At 46.7% G+C, this 17,753-nt stretch carries 16 protein-coding genes; 10 read left to right on the top strand and 6 right to left on the bottom strand.

The window, feature by feature from the left end:
* Positions 1–688: 688 nt before the first annotated feature.
* Together MHI01_RS11200 and MHI01_RS11195 are read right to left on the bottom strand one after the other, a co-directional pair.
* Positions 689–1,420 carry an MBL fold metallo-hydrolase gene (locus MHI01_RS11200; protein ID WP_051447176.1) on the bottom strand — a complete coding sequence of 244 codons (732 nt, stop codon included), beginning with the start codon at positions 1,418–1,420 and terminating at the stop codon, positions 689–691.
* A gap of 55 nt (positions 1,421–1,475) precedes the next feature.
* The gene (locus MHI01_RS11195; protein WP_340983150.1) at positions 1,476–2,018 is read right to left on the bottom strand and encodes a hypothetical protein; all 543 of its coding nucleotides are present in this window, start codon (positions 2,016–2,018) and stop codon (positions 1,476–1,478) included.
* A gap of 104 nt (positions 2,019–2,122) precedes the next feature.
* Here MHI01_RS11195 and MHI01_RS11190 point away from each other — a divergent pair, with 104 nt between their 5' ends.
* Positions 2,123–2,986 carry an SDR family oxidoreductase gene (locus MHI01_RS11190; protein ID WP_340983149.1) on the top strand — a complete coding sequence of 288 codons (864 nt, stop codon included), beginning with the start codon at positions 2,123–2,125 and terminating at the stop codon, positions 2,984–2,986.
* 47 nt (positions 2,987–3,033) lie between these two features.
* On the opposite strand, the gene thrS is transcribed toward MHI01_RS11190, so the two are convergent.
* From thrS to MHI01_RS11175, 3 genes are all read right to left on the bottom strand, one after another.
* Positions 3,034–5,034 carry a threonine--tRNA ligase gene (gene thrS / locus MHI01_RS11185; protein ID WP_340983148.1) on the bottom strand — a complete coding sequence of 667 codons (2,001 nt, stop codon included), beginning with the start codon at positions 5,032–5,034 and terminating at the stop codon, positions 3,034–3,036.
* 472 nt (positions 5,035–5,506) lie between these two features.
* Positions 5,507–7,267: a sensor histidine kinase gene (locus tag MHI01_RS11180; protein WP_340983147.1), complete on the bottom strand. Its 1,761-nt coding sequence runs from the start codon at positions 7,265–7,267 to the stop codon at positions 5,507–5,509.
* The gene (locus tag MHI01_RS11175) at positions 7,264–8,025 is read right to left on the bottom strand and encodes a response regulator transcription factor (protein WP_340983146.1); all 762 of its coding nucleotides are present in this window, start codon (positions 8,023–8,025) and stop codon (positions 7,264–7,266) included. The genes MHI01_RS11180 and MHI01_RS11175 overlap by 4 nt, the downstream gene beginning before the upstream one ends.
* Before the next feature lie 382 nt (positions 8,026–8,407).
* On the opposite strand from MHI01_RS11175, the gene MHI01_RS11170 reads away from it, so the two are divergent.
* Both MHI01_RS11170 and MHI01_RS11165 read left to right on the top strand, forming a co-directional pair.
* Positions 8,408–9,499: a peptidoglycan DD-metalloendopeptidase family protein gene (locus MHI01_RS11170; RefSeq protein ID WP_340983145.1), complete on the top strand. Its 1,092-nt coding sequence runs from the start codon at positions 8,408–8,410 to the stop codon at positions 9,497–9,499.
* A gap of 108 nt (positions 9,500–9,607) precedes the next feature.
* The gene (locus MHI01_RS11165) at positions 9,608–10,111 is read left to right on the top strand and encodes a GNAT family N-acetyltransferase (protein ID WP_127544127.1); all 504 of its coding nucleotides are present in this window, start codon (positions 9,608–9,610) and stop codon (positions 10,109–10,111) included.
* A 116-nt stretch (positions 10,112–10,227) separates the two neighbouring features.
* On the opposite strand, the gene MHI01_RS11160 is transcribed toward MHI01_RS11165, so the two are convergent.
* Entirely contained in the window at positions 10,228–10,719 is a 492-nt protein-coding gene (locus MHI01_RS11160; protein ID WP_340983144.1) for a DinB family protein, read from the bottom strand.
* A gap of 287 nt (positions 10,720–11,006) precedes the next feature.
* Between MHI01_RS11160 and MHI01_RS11155 the strand changes: the two genes are divergently transcribed.
* The 7 genes from MHI01_RS11155 to MHI01_RS11125 all read left to right on the top strand — a co-directional run bounded on the left by MHI01_RS11155 (position 11,007) and on the right by MHI01_RS11125 (position 17,686).
* Positions 11,007–11,426: a hypothetical protein gene (locus tag MHI01_RS11155; protein WP_036669157.1), complete on the top strand. Its 420-nt coding sequence runs from the start codon at positions 11,007–11,009 to the stop codon at positions 11,424–11,426.
* Positions 11,423–12,712: an ammonium transporter gene (locus MHI01_RS11150; protein ID WP_340983143.1), complete on the top strand. Its 1,290-nt coding sequence runs from the start codon at positions 11,423–11,425 to the stop codon at positions 12,710–12,712. Before MHI01_RS11155 ends, MHI01_RS11150 begins: the two co-directional genes overlap by 4 nt.
* A 149-nt stretch (positions 12,713–12,861) precedes the next feature.
* Positions 12,862–13,803 (top strand): YwqG family protein, encoded by a 942-nt coding sequence (locus MHI01_RS11145; protein WP_340983142.1) that lies wholly within the window; start codon positions 12,862–12,864, stop codon positions 13,801–13,803.
* Positions 13,804–14,243: 440 nt separating this feature from the next.
* A complete protein-coding gene (locus MHI01_RS11140; protein WP_051449640.1) occupies positions 14,244–14,702 on the top strand; it encodes a DinB family protein in 459 nt (152 codons plus the stop codon).
* Between the two features lie 107 nt (positions 14,703–14,809).
* A complete protein-coding gene (locus tag MHI01_RS11135; RefSeq protein ID WP_340983141.1) occupies positions 14,810–15,763 on the top strand; it encodes an aminoglycoside phosphotransferase family protein in 954 nt (317 codons plus the stop codon).
* A 29-nt stretch (positions 15,764–15,792) separates the two neighbouring features.
* Positions 15,793–16,497, top strand: coding sequence for a response regulator transcription factor (locus MHI01_RS11130; RefSeq protein ID WP_026081203.1), 705 nt, complete (start codon positions 15,793–15,795; stop codon positions 16,495–16,497).
* A 55-nt stretch (positions 16,498–16,552) separates the two neighbouring features.
* Complete coding sequence (locus MHI01_RS11125) at positions 16,553–17,686, top strand: sensor histidine kinase (RefSeq protein WP_101314088.1); 1,134 nt, start codon at positions 16,553–16,555, stop codon at positions 17,684–17,686.
* The last annotated feature ends 67 nt before the right edge of the window (positions 17,687–17,753 follow it).

The raw sequence follows: 17,753 nt of genomic DNA, 5'->3' as shown, positions 1-17,753 counted from the left end.
AAAACGAACGGTTGCCGCTTAACTTGAGTCAAAGCCCTGAAGTGTCCTGAATCTGAATCGCTCTAAATAAAATTTTTCTAATGAACCTGACGCACCTTAAATAGAGGTATGGTGGCGTTCGTAGAATGTAACGAACCTCATCCGCGCTATATCGCCAAAATTCACTCGAAACCTGCGGAAAAACCAATGAAATGAGTAACTAGGGTGTCTGGAGTTCGTTAGAAAAACTTGATACTCAAAATACTGCGTATAGGGTGTCTGAGATTCGTTACAAAACAAGTATAACGTTTAGACTGTGCCCAATTCATTAGAGGCGGACCTCAGTCAATAAGTAAACACTTACGTTACGGATTTTCCGGTGAATTGATTTGCCAAACGGGCAGGGGAAAGATACTGTGCACATGTCGTAGTTCAATATAAGATACTGCGTGCATACTGTATGAATAGCGTGCGCAATAGGTGCTACCATACGATCAACACCAGTGCAGTAGAGTAGTAGAAATGCGTGGTTAATTAATTAAAGGAGCTGTCCCCGTCAAATTCATGACTTATGGGACAGCTCCTTGATTGTAATGTATGTGTCATCCTAATCTTGAATGAGCTACAACGCACAATGCCGCACGAAGAGAAACAACGTTAACAGGATGCTTGTGTCATTCCAAAAATACTCACAAGTCCGCGTTCTTCACTATTCTGCGCTCTCCGCAAGTGTGGCAATACGCTGAGCCGGATCATTCATGTACTCTCCACCGTGATAACAGAGAACCTTATTGAGCTTAAGGTCGGTCAGTTTCTTCAGGCTTCGTAGCGCTTCAGGCATGTCCGGTGTCGCTTGTGGTGCAGGGCCAACCAGTTCATCATCGACCACACGAAGTTCATCGGCAGCGAGCAGGAACTGTTGCTCCCCGAAATACAGGCAGATATGACCTGGTGTATGTCCCGGTGTATGAATGACCTGTGTACCACCTTGAAGGGGTAACAAGTCTCCGTCCGCCAGAGTTCTACTAATGTTCACTTCAGGCAGCTGCAAGAGCAGTTGGTCTGCCAGTGCCAAAACGGGCGCGGGCAGCAGAGCACGACGTTCAGGCGTGAACTTGATCAAAGGTTTCTCACCTGTTAGATATGGAATCTCATCGGCATGTGCCCAGATTTCCAGATCAGGGATGGCATCCAGCAGAGCTCCCAAGTTACCGATATGATCGATGTCCTGATGAGTAATAATCACACGTTTGACGTCCGAGAGCTGTACGCCCTCTTGTTCTAATGCGGATTGAAGTTCTGCAAATTGTCCGATCATGCCTGTATCCACCAAGGTAACGCCATCTACATCACGAAGCATGACGGGGAATATGGGGCTGTTCCCGGAAGGTGTGGGAATCTGAAGATTTAGCACAGTAATCGAAGTTGTTGGATGGCTCATGGTTATTCGGACCGTAGTCCGGTACACCTCCTTATATTTTTAGCGATGATTGTTGTTATTCAGGGCGATTATATTTCAAGTGTTTTCTATATTTTTTTACCGTATGGAGCAGTGCTTCGAACGTTTCTTCTTCATTACTGCCGTCCTTAACGATGGTGACAAATGAGAAATTATCATGAACAAGTTTGTTCCTCGTCTGAAACACCAGACTAAGGGCTTCAGCGAAGTTTTCTTTTTCGGGTTCCAGAGCAATGAACTCTTTACTCAGTTCGGCCTGAATAATCTCCATGTTGGAGCGTGCACGGTAGGCAGGAGTTTTCATCAGCTGAGTCGAATTAAACTTTTTCTGATATACGTCTCTGTACAGTTGATGTAACATTTGTTCAATAATGGCGCATAGTTCGATGACCAGTGAAGCATATCTTCGGTTTTTACGTTTTCGGGTGAGCTCACGTGTTTCTTTTTTGTCCAAAATACCGTATTTTTCATACAGCGTAGAATCAACGTTCTGCAAGATTTCCTGATATTCCTGTTCGAGTAGTGCGATTTCAAGTTTGGCTTGTTTTTTAACTTTTTTAAAATCCTCTTTGGTCAGCATACTTGTCCTCCCATGGAAACCGAGATGTGATCCTATCATTATCTCATATTGTCCGTCGTCGCGCCTCTAATTTCGGAACCTCAGGTTCAGAAGGGAAGTACCTCATGTCTAATCAGACAGCAATTGTAACAGGAGCTAACTCAGGTATGGGGTTGGCAACCACCATTGAACTTGCAAGGCAAGGATATCGCGTAATTATGGCATGCCGCAGTGAGAAGCGCGGACAGGAGGCTCTTCAGGAAGCTGTGCGTCAGTCCGGTTCTTCTGCGATTGAATTGATGCTGTGTGACCTGGGTTCACTCGAAAGTATACGCCAGTTTGCCGGCACATTCCGCGAGCGTCATGATCACCTTGATGTTCTGGTTAATAATGCGGGGGTAGTGATGGTTAAGCGGAAGGAAACCTCAGACGGGTTCGAACAAAGTATCGGTATTAACCATCTGGGGCATTTCCTGCTGACCTTACTTTTGATAGCACCTCTGAAAGCTGCGAAGCAGGGACGGGTTGTGAACGTTTCGTCAGGTGCTTATAAGGCCGGCAAAATCCACTTCGAAGATCCACATCTGCACAAAGGTTATAATCCGATCAAAAGTTATGCCCAATCCAAATTGGCGAACGTGCTGTTCACTCGTGCACTGGCTCGTAAACTGTCAGGTACGTCTGTCACAGTGAACTGTCTACACCCTGGTGCGGTGGGAACGAGTATTGGCGTAGATCGCAATACCGGATTTGGCACACGCATTATGGCGTTTGCAGGTAAACTTCCATTCTTTCTGTCCCCTGAAGAAGGGGCGCGAACGGCTGTTTATCTGGCCACAAGCCCTGAAGTCGTCGGCATCACCGGTCGTTACTTCTATCAACAGAAAGAGCAGCAGCTGAAGGCACATGCCGTTGACGATGCTTCAGCTGAGCGTTTCTGGACGTGGAGCGAAGAACAGGTGGGGCTAAGAGATGACGAGAAGTTGTAATTCAGCACAAGCTGATGAGTGACTCATGAATAGAGTCGTTACATATTTTATACTTTTGCCTTCACAGCTTGTTGGATCATTTCAATAACAGCTTCAATACGTTGGATGCCTTGATCTCCCTGACCGTATGCACGGACAGAGGCGGATGAGGCATTTTTCTCATTCTCACCAAGCACGAGCGAATAAGGCACTTTTTCCATCTGGGATTCACGGATTTTGTACCCGAGCTTCTCGCTGCGCAGATCTGTTTCTACCCGAATGCCCGCAGCACGGAGTTGGCTCTGTACTTGGAGTGCATAGTCTGCATAATGATCTGACACAGGTAGGAGCTTCACTTGTACAGGTGCGAGCCAGAGTGGGAACGCTCCTGCATAGTGCTCAGTCAGGATGCCGATGAAACGATCGATGGAACCATAGATGGCACGATGGATCACGACCGGACGGTGTTTCAGGCTATCCTCGCCAATGTAAGTGAGGTCGAATTTCTCCGGCATTTGAAAATCAAGCTGGATTGTTCCGCACTGCCAGCTACGCTTCAGCGCATCAAGGATATGAAAGTCAATTTTCGGTCCATAAAAGGCACCGTCCCCTTCGTTAATGCGATACTCCACGCCCCGACGATCTAGTACATTTTGCAATGCGCGTTCCGCTTGATCCCACAGCTCTTCCGATCCCATGGAATCTTCCGGACGAGTGGACAATTCAATCTTATATTCGAATCCAAAGATATCGTACATACGTCCGATCAGTGAGATCGCCTGATTGATCTCGTCCTCGATCTGCTCTGGCATGACGTAGAGATGAGCATCATCCTGGCAGAATGTCCGCACACGCATCATTCCGTTCAGGGCACCTGAGAATTCATGACGGTGAACCTGACCAAATTCCATCATGCGAATGGGTAATTCGCGATAGGAATGAAGTGTGTTTTTGAAGATCAGCATATGCCCAGGGCAGTTCATCGGTTTCAGTGCAAAAGTGGCATCGTCCACTTCCGAGAAATACATGTTGTCCTTGTAATGCTCCCAATGGCCCGATTGCTCCCACAGACGATTGTTCATCATGAGAGGAGTCCGAACTTCCTGATACCCTTCCTGCAATTGCAACTCACGGGAGAACTGCTCCAGTTCAGTGCGAACTGTCATACCTTTGGGCAGATAGAAGGGCATGCCGGGCGCTTCTTCGGAGAACATGAACAGTTCAAGCTCTTTGCCAAGTTTACGATGATCCCGTTTCTTTGCTTCTTCGAGCATGTGCAGATGTTCATCCAGTTGGGCTTTGTTCGGGAAAGCAGTGCCGTAGATACGTTGCAGCATCTTATTATCCGAGTTACCCCGCCAGTACGCACCAGCTACATTCAACAGCTTGAACGCTTTGATCCGACCAGTGGATGGAAGATGGGGACCGCGACACAGATCGAAGAACTCTCCTTGATCATAGATCGAAAGCTCGGCGTCCTCTGGCAAATCCCGAATGAGTTCAAGCTTGTAAGGGTCCTGGATTTCTCCGAAGATACGGAGGGCTTCCTCCCGGTTAACGACCCGGCGACTGATCTTATGATTTTCCTGAATGATTTTGTTCATTTCCCGCTCGATGGCAGCCAGATCACTGATGGACAAGGCATGCTCCAGATCAACATCGTAATAGAATCCATCTTCAATGACTGGGCCGATACCCAGTTTCACTTGTTCTGCACCGTAGATGCGTTTGAGTGCCTGTGCGAGCACATGTGCTGCGCTGTGACGATAACGATACAGACCTTCCGCACTTTCTAAAGTAACGATAACAAGTTCGCAATCTTGCTGGAGCACCCAATCGAGATCGACATTTTGACCATCTACAATACCGCCGATAGCCTGTTTCCCAAGACTTGTGCTGATAGATGAGGCAACCGCACCTACAGTGATGCCTGCTTCGTAAGAACGTATCGCGCCACCTTGCAGATGGACCTCAATGGAATGACTGGATGGTTGAAGATCATTTGCTTGGTTGTTTATTTCGTTACCTGATTTGTTGCTTACTGAGTTACTGTTTTCTTGTTTGCTCATGTGAACCACTCTCCATTTCTTAAAATGAAAGCGCAAAAAACACCCGTCCCGGAAAAGGGACGAGTGCGCTTGGCTCGTGGTTCCACCCTAATTTTGGTTATGGTGCACCCTGCTCTCGGCCAGCCGCCGGAACAGAAAACATCATAACCCTCATTGGAATCCGTTATCGGGGATCAGGCGGTGAACTCTACTGGTAACAAGCCAAACATCCGAGGGAAGTTCGAAATGCTGAGGTTCGAGGTCACGGCTGCAGAGGGGTAATTCCGGTCCGTTCGCTGAAGAAGGTTTCACCAATCCCCTCTCTCTCTGGGCAGCACGCAAACGAAATCATGTCTCTGGTCATCGCCAAATATGTTAGATCAACTCATTCAAATTATTCTGAAATGTGTTGCATTCAATATTAATATATTGGAACAGGTGTTATTGAGTGTCGATTATATAGACTGAAAATGGAAAGGTCAAGCGGAACATTTTAATTGGTTTCGGACGGCCCATCCCATATTAAGCGAATGATCGTTCCTTCACCAGGGGTGGACTGTACCTCAATACGACCATTCATGGCTTCGATCAAACCTTTGGTTACCGCCATGCCCAGCCCTGATCCAACGTCCGATGTACCTGTATCTGTACCGCGATAGTATCGTTCAAATAACTTCCATACCATCTCGGAGTCCATGCCTCTTCCATTATCGGCAAACTGAATGCTGAATTCATCTGATTGCTTACCAGAATGCACACTGACAACCAGGATGGACTCGGGCGGATTATGAAGAAGGGCATTGGCGGTCAGATTATCCACAATTCGTTCAAACGACGGAATATGGACAAGTCCATACACAGGCACTTCGGAAGGTTGAAATAGGATGCGACCTTCCCCATATGCCGGATTCCGTTCTGCGCGCTGGATCAGATCACGGAGTAACGTATTTACGTCAGTCTCTTCCACCACAGGTTGATATCCACCACTGCGTAATCGATAGGTCATGGCAAGGTCGTTGACAAGCCTGTCCATATACATGGACTTATCGAGCATTATGCCTGCGAATTCCCTGACTTCCTCCGCGGTCCAACTATACTTATCCGCCTCAAGCATATGAGCATATCCCTGAATGGAGGAGAGGGGTGTCTTCAGGTCATGTGTTATGCCAGCAATCCACTCTTCCCGCAGAGAATCGGTCTGTTTCCGAAGTTCTTCATCTTGCTTCAAAGTATGAGACAGGGCCTGCATGGAGCGAAGCACTTCAGCATACACGTTGTATTTTCGCTTCCACTTTCCGTTACGACGCTGACTGCGAGGCACTCCAAAGGCTCCGGTAGGTTCCTCGTAATGTCCTCGTTCCAGACGCTGTAACCATTGGAGCATATGCAGCATGGGTGAACCGAATCGGTTGGCATACCAGAAGGCAAGCAAAATGAGCAGCATGATGATGGATACAATCAATACGACCAATGCCGGTTCCAGAATAAAATTGTAGGGGTTCTGATCACTGTTCACCGCCGGATCTACAGGGATGCTAATCAGCCAAGTGGTTTCACTCTGTTCGTCGTACCACGTTGCAACAGACAGGCCAGATCGACTCGGATAGCGAACTTGCAGAACGAGTTCCTGAATGGTGAATTCGGTCGGTACGCCCATGGCTGGTTTGTTGAAGGAAGAAATTTCACGTCCTGACGGGTCCAATATTTGAAGATAAGCATTGGCAGTACGAAGGGCTTCCTGTTGGTTGGGCTGAAGATTAAGCTTCCCGTTGGTAAAAGCAAGATCTGAACGAATGTTATTCATTAAGGACTTGGCCGGGTTACGCTCACCATATAACAAGGTAAAATCTTTTCCGTTCTTCTCCCGGATCAGCATGGCGATCTGATAAGGGAACGGCTTCTGGCTTTCCCAGTATGCAATCAATTCCCCCGGTTTATAGTGAGTAGGAACATCGGCAGGTGTGTGATATTCATCAATGGCGTAACCTTGTTCATCCAGAACCTGGAGCCAGCCTTGATTTTTGTCCACTTGCTTCAGCAATTCGGGGTCATATCGGATGGTGTCATCCGGCATGATCTCTGCTGTACTAATCAATTGGTCCAGACCGTTAAGAGCAAAATCATCGATCAGATTCACTTCATTTACCTTTTGCACGACCCAGTAAGTGGCTACAGAACCAAGCAGGATGATAAGAACGACTGCACCGGCAAGCATCCCGATAAACCGGGTCATTAACCTGCGACGAATACTCATGGGCGTGACACATGTTCCGGCTGAATCAGTTTGTACCCCAGACCCCGGACGTTAACAAGAAACACCGGATTGGAAGGATCGGCTTCAATGCGCTCCCGAATGCGGTGAATATGAACCATCACGGTATTGTCATCACTAATGGCTTCCGAGCCCCAGACCCGCTCATATAGATCTGATTTGGTAAAAATTCGATTGGGATGTTTGCAGAAAAAGAGTAACAGTTGGAACACAAGTGCCGGGCAGGATACGGACTCACCTTCAACACGAAGTTCACCAGCCCACTCCAGCACTTGAAACCGTCCAAAGTCGTACACGCCTTCCGATGTGCTGGGAGATGACGTATTTACGTTAGATGGGACATGATCCGAGATCGCTGCGCTTTTAGATGGTAAATAACGCTTCAGTAATGATTTAATTCGAGCAACGACTTCCAGCGGATTAAAGGGTTTGGCGACATAATCGTCACCACCAACGGCGAATCCGGTTAATTTGTCATAATCGGTTGTTTTGGCCGTTAGAAACAGGATGGGCGCATCGGTGACCTGCCGTAGAAAAGGACAGATTTCCAGTCCGCTTTTGCCAGGAAGCATGATGTCGAGCACGATGCAATGATACGTCTTGTTGTTGCATGCCTCCATGGCAGCTTCGCCTGTTGTAACGGTATCAATATCGAGAAACTGCTCTTTGAGCAGAACGGTTTTGAGCATATGCAGAATAGCCTGTTCATCATCCACAAGCAGTAATGAGACGTTATCCATAGTTTAAAATTGACCTCCTGATCCTTCCGTTGTGTGTATTGCTAATCATACCATCCAAGAGGGCTGTATAACGTATGAGCTATCTTAACGGAATCTTAATTATACAACCTCAAAAGGCGTTGCAAGTTTAACTACATGTAAGATGGGGTTAGACGAAGGATAAGACTCATTCTGTACACTTAACTGGAAAGTATAACGATCAGGGCGTGTCTAAAAACTCCGAAGGAAGCAGATTTTGCCGAATTTTCGTTCCAAGCAAGGAAGTTTTCCGCAGGCGTGCCGGGGCACGTCAAGGGAAATTGACGTAGCAGGGGGCGAAAAGGCGGTAAAAGATGCACTTCAGCGAGTTTTGAGACACGTCCTAGCTGAAGGGATGTTGAGAATGAACAGAGAAGATCATCTGAAATCAGAGCAACATACACATTCGAAATTACAGAATAAAAGGGGCTGGAAGGTGCTTGTGATTACCCTTGGAGCTTGCGTGATATTGTCTGCTTGCGGCAACAGTAACTCCATTACTTCCGACCAGCAGTCAGCCGAACAGGCGTCCAATAATGAAGCGAGCGAGAACTCCAATCAGGAGCAGAACTCAAGTTCAGAGGTGAGCGCAGTGGTTACACCGGACAATTTCATAGATACGCTGATGAACGGTTCAAAGGATGCAATCTATAATCAATTCTCTCCCGAATTGAAGGGGACGTTAACGCTTGAACAGTTCAAAACGACGGCCGATCCTTTTTTGGAGGGTGTTGAATCATGGGAGCAAGTGGTAGACGCCAAAATGAATCAAATATCTGAGGTGGCCTGGAAGGATCAGACTGGGACGAAAGGAATTCGAGCTTATTTTTCCGAAGAAAATCAAATTGAAGGTCTCTCGATCCAACCGCTGCAAGCTCATGAGGACACGGATGCTAAATTCACCAAAACCGAATTTAAATTGCCGATGAAGGGAGAATGGTATGTATTCTGGGGAGGCAATGATGTGTTGTCGAACTATCATTATGAGCATGAAACCCAGCGGTATGCGCTGGATATCGTTCGGACCAAAGAACAATCCAGTTATCAAGGTGATGCAACGGCAAACGAAAACTACTATGCTTTTGGTGAACCACTTTATGCAGCTGCCGATGGTACTGTCGTCGAGATCAAGAATGATATACCGGACAATGTACCGGGTGTCATGAATCCGGAAGAACCGGCTGGTAACTACGTGGTAATCGACCATGGCAACAGTGAATACAGCATCACAGGACATATCAAGGAAGGCAGTGTTTCGGTCAAAAAAGGAGATAAGCTCAAGCAGGGAGATCTTATCGGTGAGCTTGGTAATTCGGGGAATTCCAGTGAAGCTCATCTGCATTTCCAGGTATCGGATGGCCCGGATCTGTTCACATCTCGCTCAATTAACATTCGTTGGGCAGACCAGACTCAGCAGTTAACGCGTGGGAACACAATACAGGGACTGGCAGAGTAATGATTGAGTAATTCTCTGTCAGAATGTTAGGGATGACGAAGACTTCTCTTCTCCGTTATAATATCTTCTATAATTAGAGGTTTGATCTGGAATGATGGAGGAATAGCGATGAAACTGGAAGATGTGCAGATTGAATATGCGCGCCTGGAGGACTTGCCGAGGATTGTGGAGATTTATAATTCTACTATTGAGGGCCGTATGGCAACAGCGGATTTGGAGCCAGTGACGGTGGAGCAACGTTTGCCTTGGTTCGAGGAACATACACGGGAACATCGTCCGCTTTGGGTGATGAAGCAGGCAGGACAGGTGGTAGCTTGGGCGAGTCTCAGCTCGTTCTATGGACGTCCTGCGTATAATGGAACGGTGGAAGTCAGTGTATACGTGGATCAGCAATGCCGCGGAATTGGGGCTGGTGGACGTTTGCTCGAAACGGTATTTGCAGCATGTCCTGCACTTGGAATTAAGACCATTCTTGGATTTGTCTTCGGGCATAACGAACCGAGTCTGGGGTTATTGCGCAAGCATGGTTTTGAACAGTGGGGATATTATCCCGAAGTGGCCGTGTTGGATGGTGTGAATAGAGATCTGGCGATTTTGGGCAAAAAAATATAAGTGTCGTTCTTATTCGTAACATAAGAACACTGAAAACCTCCAACCTAAATTAATAGGATTGGAGGTTTTTTTGTCGTTCGACTATATTCTATGCTATGTGAAAGTGTAGGTTGTGCTTACACGCCAAGCTGCTTTTTAATCTCTTGAATCTGTCCCAGATGACGTTCCTCATGATAGCTTGTAAAGTCAATCCATTGGGTAAGATCCATCTCACCAAATACGGGATGAGGAAAGGACTTGCTGCGCAGCAGGTCAGGATCATGATCCAATGCAAAGTTGTTTAACGCTTGGTGAGATTCGTTCAGATCACTGCGTACGTCTGCAAGTGCTTCAGGCGCTGCTGGAGGCTGAAGATGGGGTGGTGCCTCGACGGAGCGGCTGCGGTCCAACGATAATTCATATGGTTTTTTGTCCACAGACACCGTCTGTTCCTTCTCGAGGGCCAGGCGGGCTTGTTTTCCAATAACATTTTCCATCAGATTCAGATGTCGTAGTACTTGCATAATACTCCATTGCTCGGGTGAAGGTTTTCGGTTCAATTGTTCTTCTTCGAGTCCCGAGACTGCTTCCCAGATTTGGTTGCGTATATTGTCATTACGAGTAAACATTGTGGAATCCTCTCCTTATATACAGGTTCTATGATGCGGGTAGTCTGTGTATGTTCATTACCCCAAATGTGGATGCTTATTCTATAAGCATTGAGAATGGAAAGAGGGAATGCGAACCTAGGCAAGATTAGCCTTTGTTAGATGTAATTTGTGGCAAATAAAAAAAGCCGTTCTCTATGAACGGGTTCATTTCCATCCATACCAAGTCCAAAAAAAGATTGACGGGCAGGCCCCGGCAAACTATAATCGGTACAAGTAACTTGATATGTAAGGAGTCCTGACATGATATGTTAGTAATCGACGAGGTGTATCACCATACAGCATTGCAAATATCATCGTCCGATTTATTGTACCTTATCGAACGGCTGAAGGTCAAAAAAGAAAATGAGATCGAAACGCTCAAGAAAAAGATCGAACAGTTCGAACAAAAGCGTCGAGCGGAAGAGGTTGCTTATCAATCGTTGTCGCCCGTACGTAAATGGTTCGCGGGCCGCCCCGCATCCCATCATCAGGCGGTGGAGTATATGGTGCAGGTGAAGGAACGTTTTCGCAAGATGGAACAGATTCGCAGACGCATACGTGATCTGGACCAGATTGCAGAACGAATTAAGCATCCGGACAGCATTGAGCGAGACGAGATTGAGCTTGCGCCCGATACAATCCGTGAGCTCAGACAGCTTAGTGAAACGGAGGATGTACAAGCATGACTTTGGAGACGTTAAGCACCGGGATTGATACGGTCTGGGTCGTACTGAGTGCAGCGATGATTTTATTGATGGAGGGTGGATTCGCCCTGCTCGAGGCTGGCTTTGTGCGTTATAAAAATAGTGTGAACATTATTATGAAGGTTTTTGCTGACATTACGATTGGGACGTTACTGTTCTATGCGATCGGTTTTGGACTGATGTATGGTTCGGACGTTGGCGGTTTTGTGGGAGTAACGGGATTTTTCCTGAACGGGGATTTGTCTCATCTGGACGTACCGGTATCCCTGGAGACATTTTGGTTGTTCCAGGCGGCCTTTACCATTGCTGTTATTTCCATCGTTTCGGGAGCGGTGGCCGAGCGGATCAACTTCCGTACTTATCTTTTGTATATCATATTGATGACGGCGATCATTTATCCGATTGGTGGACACTGGGCATGGGGCGGCGGCTGGCTTAGTCAGCTGGGGATGCAGGACTTTGCCGGTTCGGCTGTCATCCATGCGCTCGGCGGATTCTCAGCACTGGCTGCTGCGATTATCATTGGCCCGCGTAAAGGGAAGTACACGCCACTTGGCGTAAGTGCCATTGCACTCCCAAGCAATCTGCCACTGGCATCTGTAGGTGCATTTCTGTTATGGTTCGGTTGGTTTGGCTTTAATGCTGGTAGTACACTCAGCGCGACGGATGTAAGAATTGGTCACATTGCGATTGTCACGATGTTATCTGCGGCTTCGGGTGGTGCGGTTACGTTGCTGTATACGTTATTCCGCTTCAATCGTTCAGATGCACCCTCGGTCATTAACGGTTCGCTTGCTGGACTGGTCGGTATTACGGCAGGCTGTGCTTTTGTTGGCGATGTAGCAGCGATATTCATTGGGGCAGTATCCGGCTTGTTGATGATGGCTGCCACTAACTGGCTGGACCGTCGACAGATTGATGATCCGGTTGGTGCTTTCCCGGTGCATGCTGCATCAGGAATGTGGGGCACGATTGCTGTGGGTCTGTTTGCCACGGATGGTGGATTATTCATGGGCGGCGGCTGGAGGTTGCTGGGTGTTCAGGCACTTGGCCTTACAGCCCTGGTCATCTGGGGATTCGCCATGACCTGGATCGGGCTGAAGTTGATTGGCAAAATTGTGCCTGTACGTTCGACAGAAGAAGAGGAAGATCTGGGTCTGGATATCAGCTATCATGGGGTGATGGCAGCCCATCAGGCCCATGAATTCCTGGACGGTGAGGAGCATATGCGTGCTTACCAGGAAAAGTCTTCTGATCCAAATCGTTAAATGGAATATAGGATAAAGAAGTAGACTGACAGGGGATGTCAGTCTCTTTTTTTGCTAGAAGCAGGGAAAGACGTCCGGGCGGAAGAATATACAGGTGTGAACCTGAATATGTCTCAGCATAGGTGTATTGTCAAAAGGGGAGGATCTATATGATTAAGCCAGAACAATGTGAACGTCTGACCAGAAAAGCCCGTAAAACACTTGAGGAATATGGTTTGGGAGTTGCTGCCGATCTGCTGTTGTCCTCAAGCCGCTGGGGAATTCGCCTCGATGTATCCACACTGGACGAATATCGCAGAACAGGAAACTCACGTGTGGGTGGACATCCGGATTTGCCAAGTCGCATGGGATGGCCCGTAACACAAGAAGGAGTTCCAATGACTTTCCTGGCCCAACTGAACCTGGTGGATTTGTCGCCGTATACGCCGAATGATGGGCGCGGGACTTTGCCTGAACGTGGAATGTTATACTTTTTCATTGGCACGGATGAATCTGCTTGTCCCATTGAACATCGTGTGATTTTTGAGCCGAGTTCTCATAACCTGATAAGGCGAGAGCCTGAAGGTGATACCGCGCTGGATGGAGCACCGTTTGTTGCACATTCGGTGACTGTGCTGCCTAATCTTGAGTTTCCTACATATGCATATATTGACGCCAACGCGCTGAATGAGCTCTCGCCTTCTCTGCTTGAGACCGATGAGGCCGAAGCGGAAGTGAGTCTGTATGACCGTTACCTTGAATTCGAGTCGAGTTGGAATCATCCAAGTACGCTGAATTGGGGTGGTATGTTTGGATATCCTGACGGGCAGCATCCGGATGCCGAGCATCGTGCCTTGTTACAGATCGCACTGGGAGAAGAGTACGATTATAATGAGCAGGAGTGTGAGAAGAAGCTGACCAAACATTACGGCGGTGATGAGGATCGGACATGGCAGGAACTATCCGATACGCTACTGCTGTTGAAGATAGATACCCATGATGCTATTGGTTTCCAATGGTGGGATTGCGGGGAACTGCAATTTTTCATTCGCAAGTCTGACTTGGAGGCTGGACGATTCGAGCAAACGTATTGTTCGTTATACTCAAGTTGAGCAAAGATTTGAAAATAAATAGGCAACAAAATGTCCTGAATCCCGTCTATATGAAGGAGGAAGGACTTTTTTTGTTCGTAGATTGTTATATAAATTGAACTAAAGAATATTTACACTGCACACTCCGATGAGAGAACAACCTTCCGATCGCTGTTATCCCCAGATTTTTTTGATTCCTTTTATAAAGGGGAAATCCGGGGATAGCGTATGCTTCCGATGTAGCTTTCTTGCAGAAAGCTTGTAGACGAAGTGTATGCTTTCGAAGTAGCTTTCCTGCAGAAAGCTTGTAGCTCCGCTTCTTCAGGTCCTTTCTGTCTTCTCCGTTTTGTGTAAATGTTTTGTTCGATTTATATAGATTTGGGGTATATATTAGGGAGGGATATCTTGGTTGATAACCGATCATATGTTCTGTATAATGGGATAAAAAGGAAGTGTGACTGTTGATTCAATCTGCGTTTAAACATATTGACGTGGCTGTAACATCTTTAATCGATATATGTGATCAGCTGTCGGAAGAAGACTTGGCTTTGACTCCAATTGAAGGTAAACGACCTGTTGGAGAATTACTAGCCCATCTGTCTGTGATCTGCCGAGCGGATGTTTATATTTCCGAAGGTGCATCGGAGGAAGAGATGGCTCAATTCTATGCAGAGAATCAGGTGCATTCGCTCGGTGAGATCAAGCAGGCTCTGATTGATAACCAGATGTATCTATACCAACGGTACAGGCAGTTTAACACGGAAGAGTTATTACATGTGACGGATTCGTACTGGGGAGCTTCCTATAGTCGGCTGGAGTGGCTGCTTGAGATTATGGGACATGTGTATCATCACAGGGGACAATTGTATACGATGCTGACCCTGACGGGCAAAGAACCCGAATCAGTACTTTTTAAATAGAAACGGATAGAATACATATAAGCATGTTATAGGAAATATCATGGGTTAAAGTGGGAATAGACCGACGATACTACACGCCATACGTGAAATAACGGAGGATTCGGGACGTGGAACAACACGATACATGGAATGCATCGATGGACAATACGTTGATTGACAGGTTAAAACAGATTCCTGAACTTGGTCAGGCCACGCGGATTGAACCTGTTATGAAGGGTTATTCAGCAGATACTAAATTCAAAATGTTTATCCCTGGTCAAGGCCATGTGCTGGTGAGGGTGTATGATATTGCTGAGGAATGGATGAAGCAAAGGGAGTATCAATATTTGCAGAGCATGCAACAATTAGGCGTACTGTGTCCAGCAACGTTGGGCACAGGTAGATTGGATGAGAAGAACGGATATATGATTCTTAGCTACATTGAAGGCGAAGATGCTTCCGAGAGACTGCCTCAGCTGAATGAACAGCAGCAGTGGGCGGTTGGTTTGGAAGCAGGAGCGCAGCTACAGCTGATTCACCAGTTGCCGATGGAGGGACAGATCGAATCATGGTACATACGCAAGAGCACCAAGCATCAACGTTACGTGGAGCGCTATAAACAGTGCCCTATCGTGATGAAAGAGGATCATGTTATTCTAACGTTTATTGCAAACCATCTCGGTTGGATGAAAAATCGTCCAGATGGATTTCAGCATGATGACTTTCACCCGAGCAATCTTGTCGTTAAGCAGGATAAACTCGCAGGAGTGATTGATTTTAATCGTTATGATCAAGGTGATCCCATTCATGAATTTTTGAAGCTGGGTTTGTTTGCTTCGGAGATCAGTATTCCATATTCCATAGGTCAAATTCAAGGCTATTTCGATGGCAATGAACCGGATGAGTTATTCTGGAGATTGTATTCACTGTATACGGCTATGGCGCTGGTGTCTTCTGTAGTGTGGATTCAGCAGGTGAAGCCTGAAGAGACGCTTGAGATGATGGCCAAGATCGAGCGTGTCCGTGAAGATCACGATGATTTTCGCAGTTTCATCCCTCGGTGGTATACTTTGAACAGGTAAGGAATTATGGAAGGGAAAGGAATAATGCCGTGGCACAGCCAGCAACCATTCTGCTTGTGGATGATGAGCAGGAGATTATTAAACTGATGGAAATTTATTTTGGCAACGAGGGTTATCGGATTCTCACCGCGAATGATGGGCTTGAAGCACTGGAACAATTGAAAAAAGAGTCGATCGATCTCATTATTCTGGATGTCATGATGCCAAATATGGACGGAATCGAAGCTTGTATGAAAATTCGGGAAGAGCAGAAAATGCCGATTATTATGCTGTCCGCCAAAAGTATGGATATGGATAAAATCACAGGGCTAAGCATCGGTGCCGATGATTATGTGACCAAGCCGTTTAACCCGCTTGAACTTGTCGCACGGGCGAAATCCCAGCTGCGCAGGTATCATACCTTCAATGAAGGTCGGGAGAACAAAGAGCACGAGTGGGTTATTGATGATCTGGTCATAAATACCGATACACATGAAGTTTGGGTGGATGAGCAGCCGGTTCGTCTGACTCCGCGTGAATTTGCTGTTCTTGAATTACTGGCTCGTCACCAAGGTTCAGTACTTAGTATGGAACAGATCTATCGTCAAGTCTGGAAAGAAGAATTCATGGAGTCGAATAATACAGTCATGGTACATATTCGCAAAATTCGTGAGAAGATTGAACTCGACAGCAAACACCCCAAGTTTATTCAGACCGTATGGGGTGTTGGTTATAAGATGATCAAACCGCAATAAACATGTACATTCACAGGATGTCGTGTAACATGAACACATTCAGGGAGTTCCTACTATGAATTCAAAGTTGATTAATACAGTCCGATGGAAATTTATCTATGCATTTCTGCTGAGCGGTATATTAACTGCAGTTATTTTGTACGGGGGTAGTAAGGTGGGGCAGACCATCCTGGAAGCTCAGACGTATCCGGATTATTCCATTCCAGCCCAAGGGATCAGGTGGTTGGTGAATAATATCGGTTCGGTGCCTTTGATGATTGTGGTAGGCGTGCTTGGTTTTGTGCTGTTTTTTTTCCTGTTCTCACGCAAGGTGATGCGGGTCCTGGATGAAATTACGGCGGGGATTCAGGAGGTTGCCAAAGGAGAGTTATCCCATCGCATCGAAGTGAAAACCTCGGATGAATTCGGAGTGGTTGCTGCAAGCATTAATCAGATGGCTGAACAATTGCAGTTATCGCTTCAGGAAGAGCGTAATGCAGTTGCTGCCAAAAACGATCTGATTACGGGGATATCACATGATCTGAGAACACCACTCACTTCTATTCTGGGATTTCTGGAGTACATCGAGAAGGATCGCTACCAAGATGAGATTGAGATGCGTTATTACGTTAGCATTGCCTATGAGAAATCCTTGACCCTTCGCAAGTTAATTGATGACTTGTTCGAATATACGCGTGTGAGTGGCGGGAGCCTTCCGTTATCTCTGCAAGCGTTGAACCTGAATTCGTTTCTGATGCAGCTGGCTGAAGAGTTTGCTCCCATGCTGGAGGATGCTGGCATGACCTACAAGATCATCGGCGGGCAAGACCCACTATGGATACAGGCTACTCCGGGGGAGCTTGTAAGAGCATATGAGAATCTGTTCAGCAATGCCATTCGGTATGGTTCGCAAGGTAAACTAATGGAGATTGGGCTGGCCCTTGAAGGTAAAGAGGCTGTAGTCCGCATCAGTAATTATGGTGATCCGATTCCGGCACAAGATCTGCCACATCTATTTGATCGATTCTATCGGGTAGATAAATCCCGTTCCCGCGATACGGGAGGTACCGGTCTCGGCCTGGCGATTGCCAAATCGATGATTGAATTACATCGAGGAAGTATCGTTGCTTACAGTGAAAATGGCAGAACGGATTTTGTTACCCGTTTCCCTGTAACCGCTGCTTCACCAAGTAATTACTCAGAGGAATAAAAATTAAGAATTTGGTAAGAAGTTAGCCACTATCTCATTAAGAAATATTCGGTATTCTACCTCTATT

The sequence above is a fragment of the Paenibacillus sp. FSL M7-0656 genome (genome assembly GCF_038003225.1).
Taxonomy (GTDB): Bacteria; Bacillota; Bacilli; order Paenibacillales; family Paenibacillaceae; genus Paenibacillus; species Paenibacillus amylolyticus.
The sequence above is the reverse complement of the archived record's forward strand: the minus strand, read 5'-3'. Positions and strand labels throughout refer to the sequence as shown.

Coding starts and splice junctions, on each gene's coding strand:
- MHI01_RS11125 (WP_101314088.1), top strand. CDS start 16,553: ATGAATTCAAAGTTGATTAATACAGTCCGATGGAAATTTATCTATGCA.
- MHI01_RS11160 (WP_340983144.1), bottom strand. CDS start 10,719: ATGTTTACTCGTAATGACAATATACGCAACCAAATCTGGGAAGCAGTC.
- MHI01_RS11165 (WP_127544127.1), top strand. CDS start 9,608: ATGAAACTGGAAGATGTGCAGATTGAATATGCGCGCCTGGAGGACTTG.
- MHI01_RS11175 (WP_340983146.1), bottom strand. CDS start 8,025: ATGGATAACGTCTCATTACTGCTTGTGGATGATGAACAGGCTATTCTG.
- MHI01_RS11195 (WP_340983150.1), bottom strand. CDS start 2,018: ATGCTGACCAAAGAGGATTTTAAAAAAGTTAAAAAACAAGCCAAACTT.
- MHI01_RS11190 (WP_340983149.1), top strand. CDS start 2,123: ATGTCTAATCAGACAGCAATTGTAACAGGAGCTAACTCAGGTATGGGG.
- thrS (WP_340983148.1), bottom strand. CDS start 5,034: ATGAGCAAACAAGAAAACAGTAACTCAGTAAGCAACAAATCAGGTAAC.
- MHI01_RS11170 (WP_340983145.1), top strand. CDS start 8,408: ATGAACAGAGAAGATCATCTGAAATCAGAGCAACATACACATTCGAAA.
- MHI01_RS11200 (WP_051447176.1), bottom strand. CDS start 1,420: ATGAGCCATCCAACAACTTCGATTACTGTGCTAAATCTTCAGATTCCC.
- MHI01_RS11150 (WP_340983143.1), top strand. CDS start 11,423: ATGACTTTGGAGACGTTAAGCACCGGGATTGATACGGTCTGGGTCGTA.
- MHI01_RS11145 (WP_340983142.1), top strand. CDS start 12,862: ATGATTAAGCCAGAACAATGTGAACGTCTGACCAGAAAAGCCCGTAAA.
- MHI01_RS11180 (WP_340983147.1), bottom strand. CDS start 7,267: ATGAGTATTCGTCGCAGGTTAATGACCCGGTTTATCGGGATGCTTGCC.
- MHI01_RS11155 (WP_036669157.1), top strand. CDS start 11,007: ATGTTAGTAATCGACGAGGTGTATCACCATACAGCATTGCAAATATCA.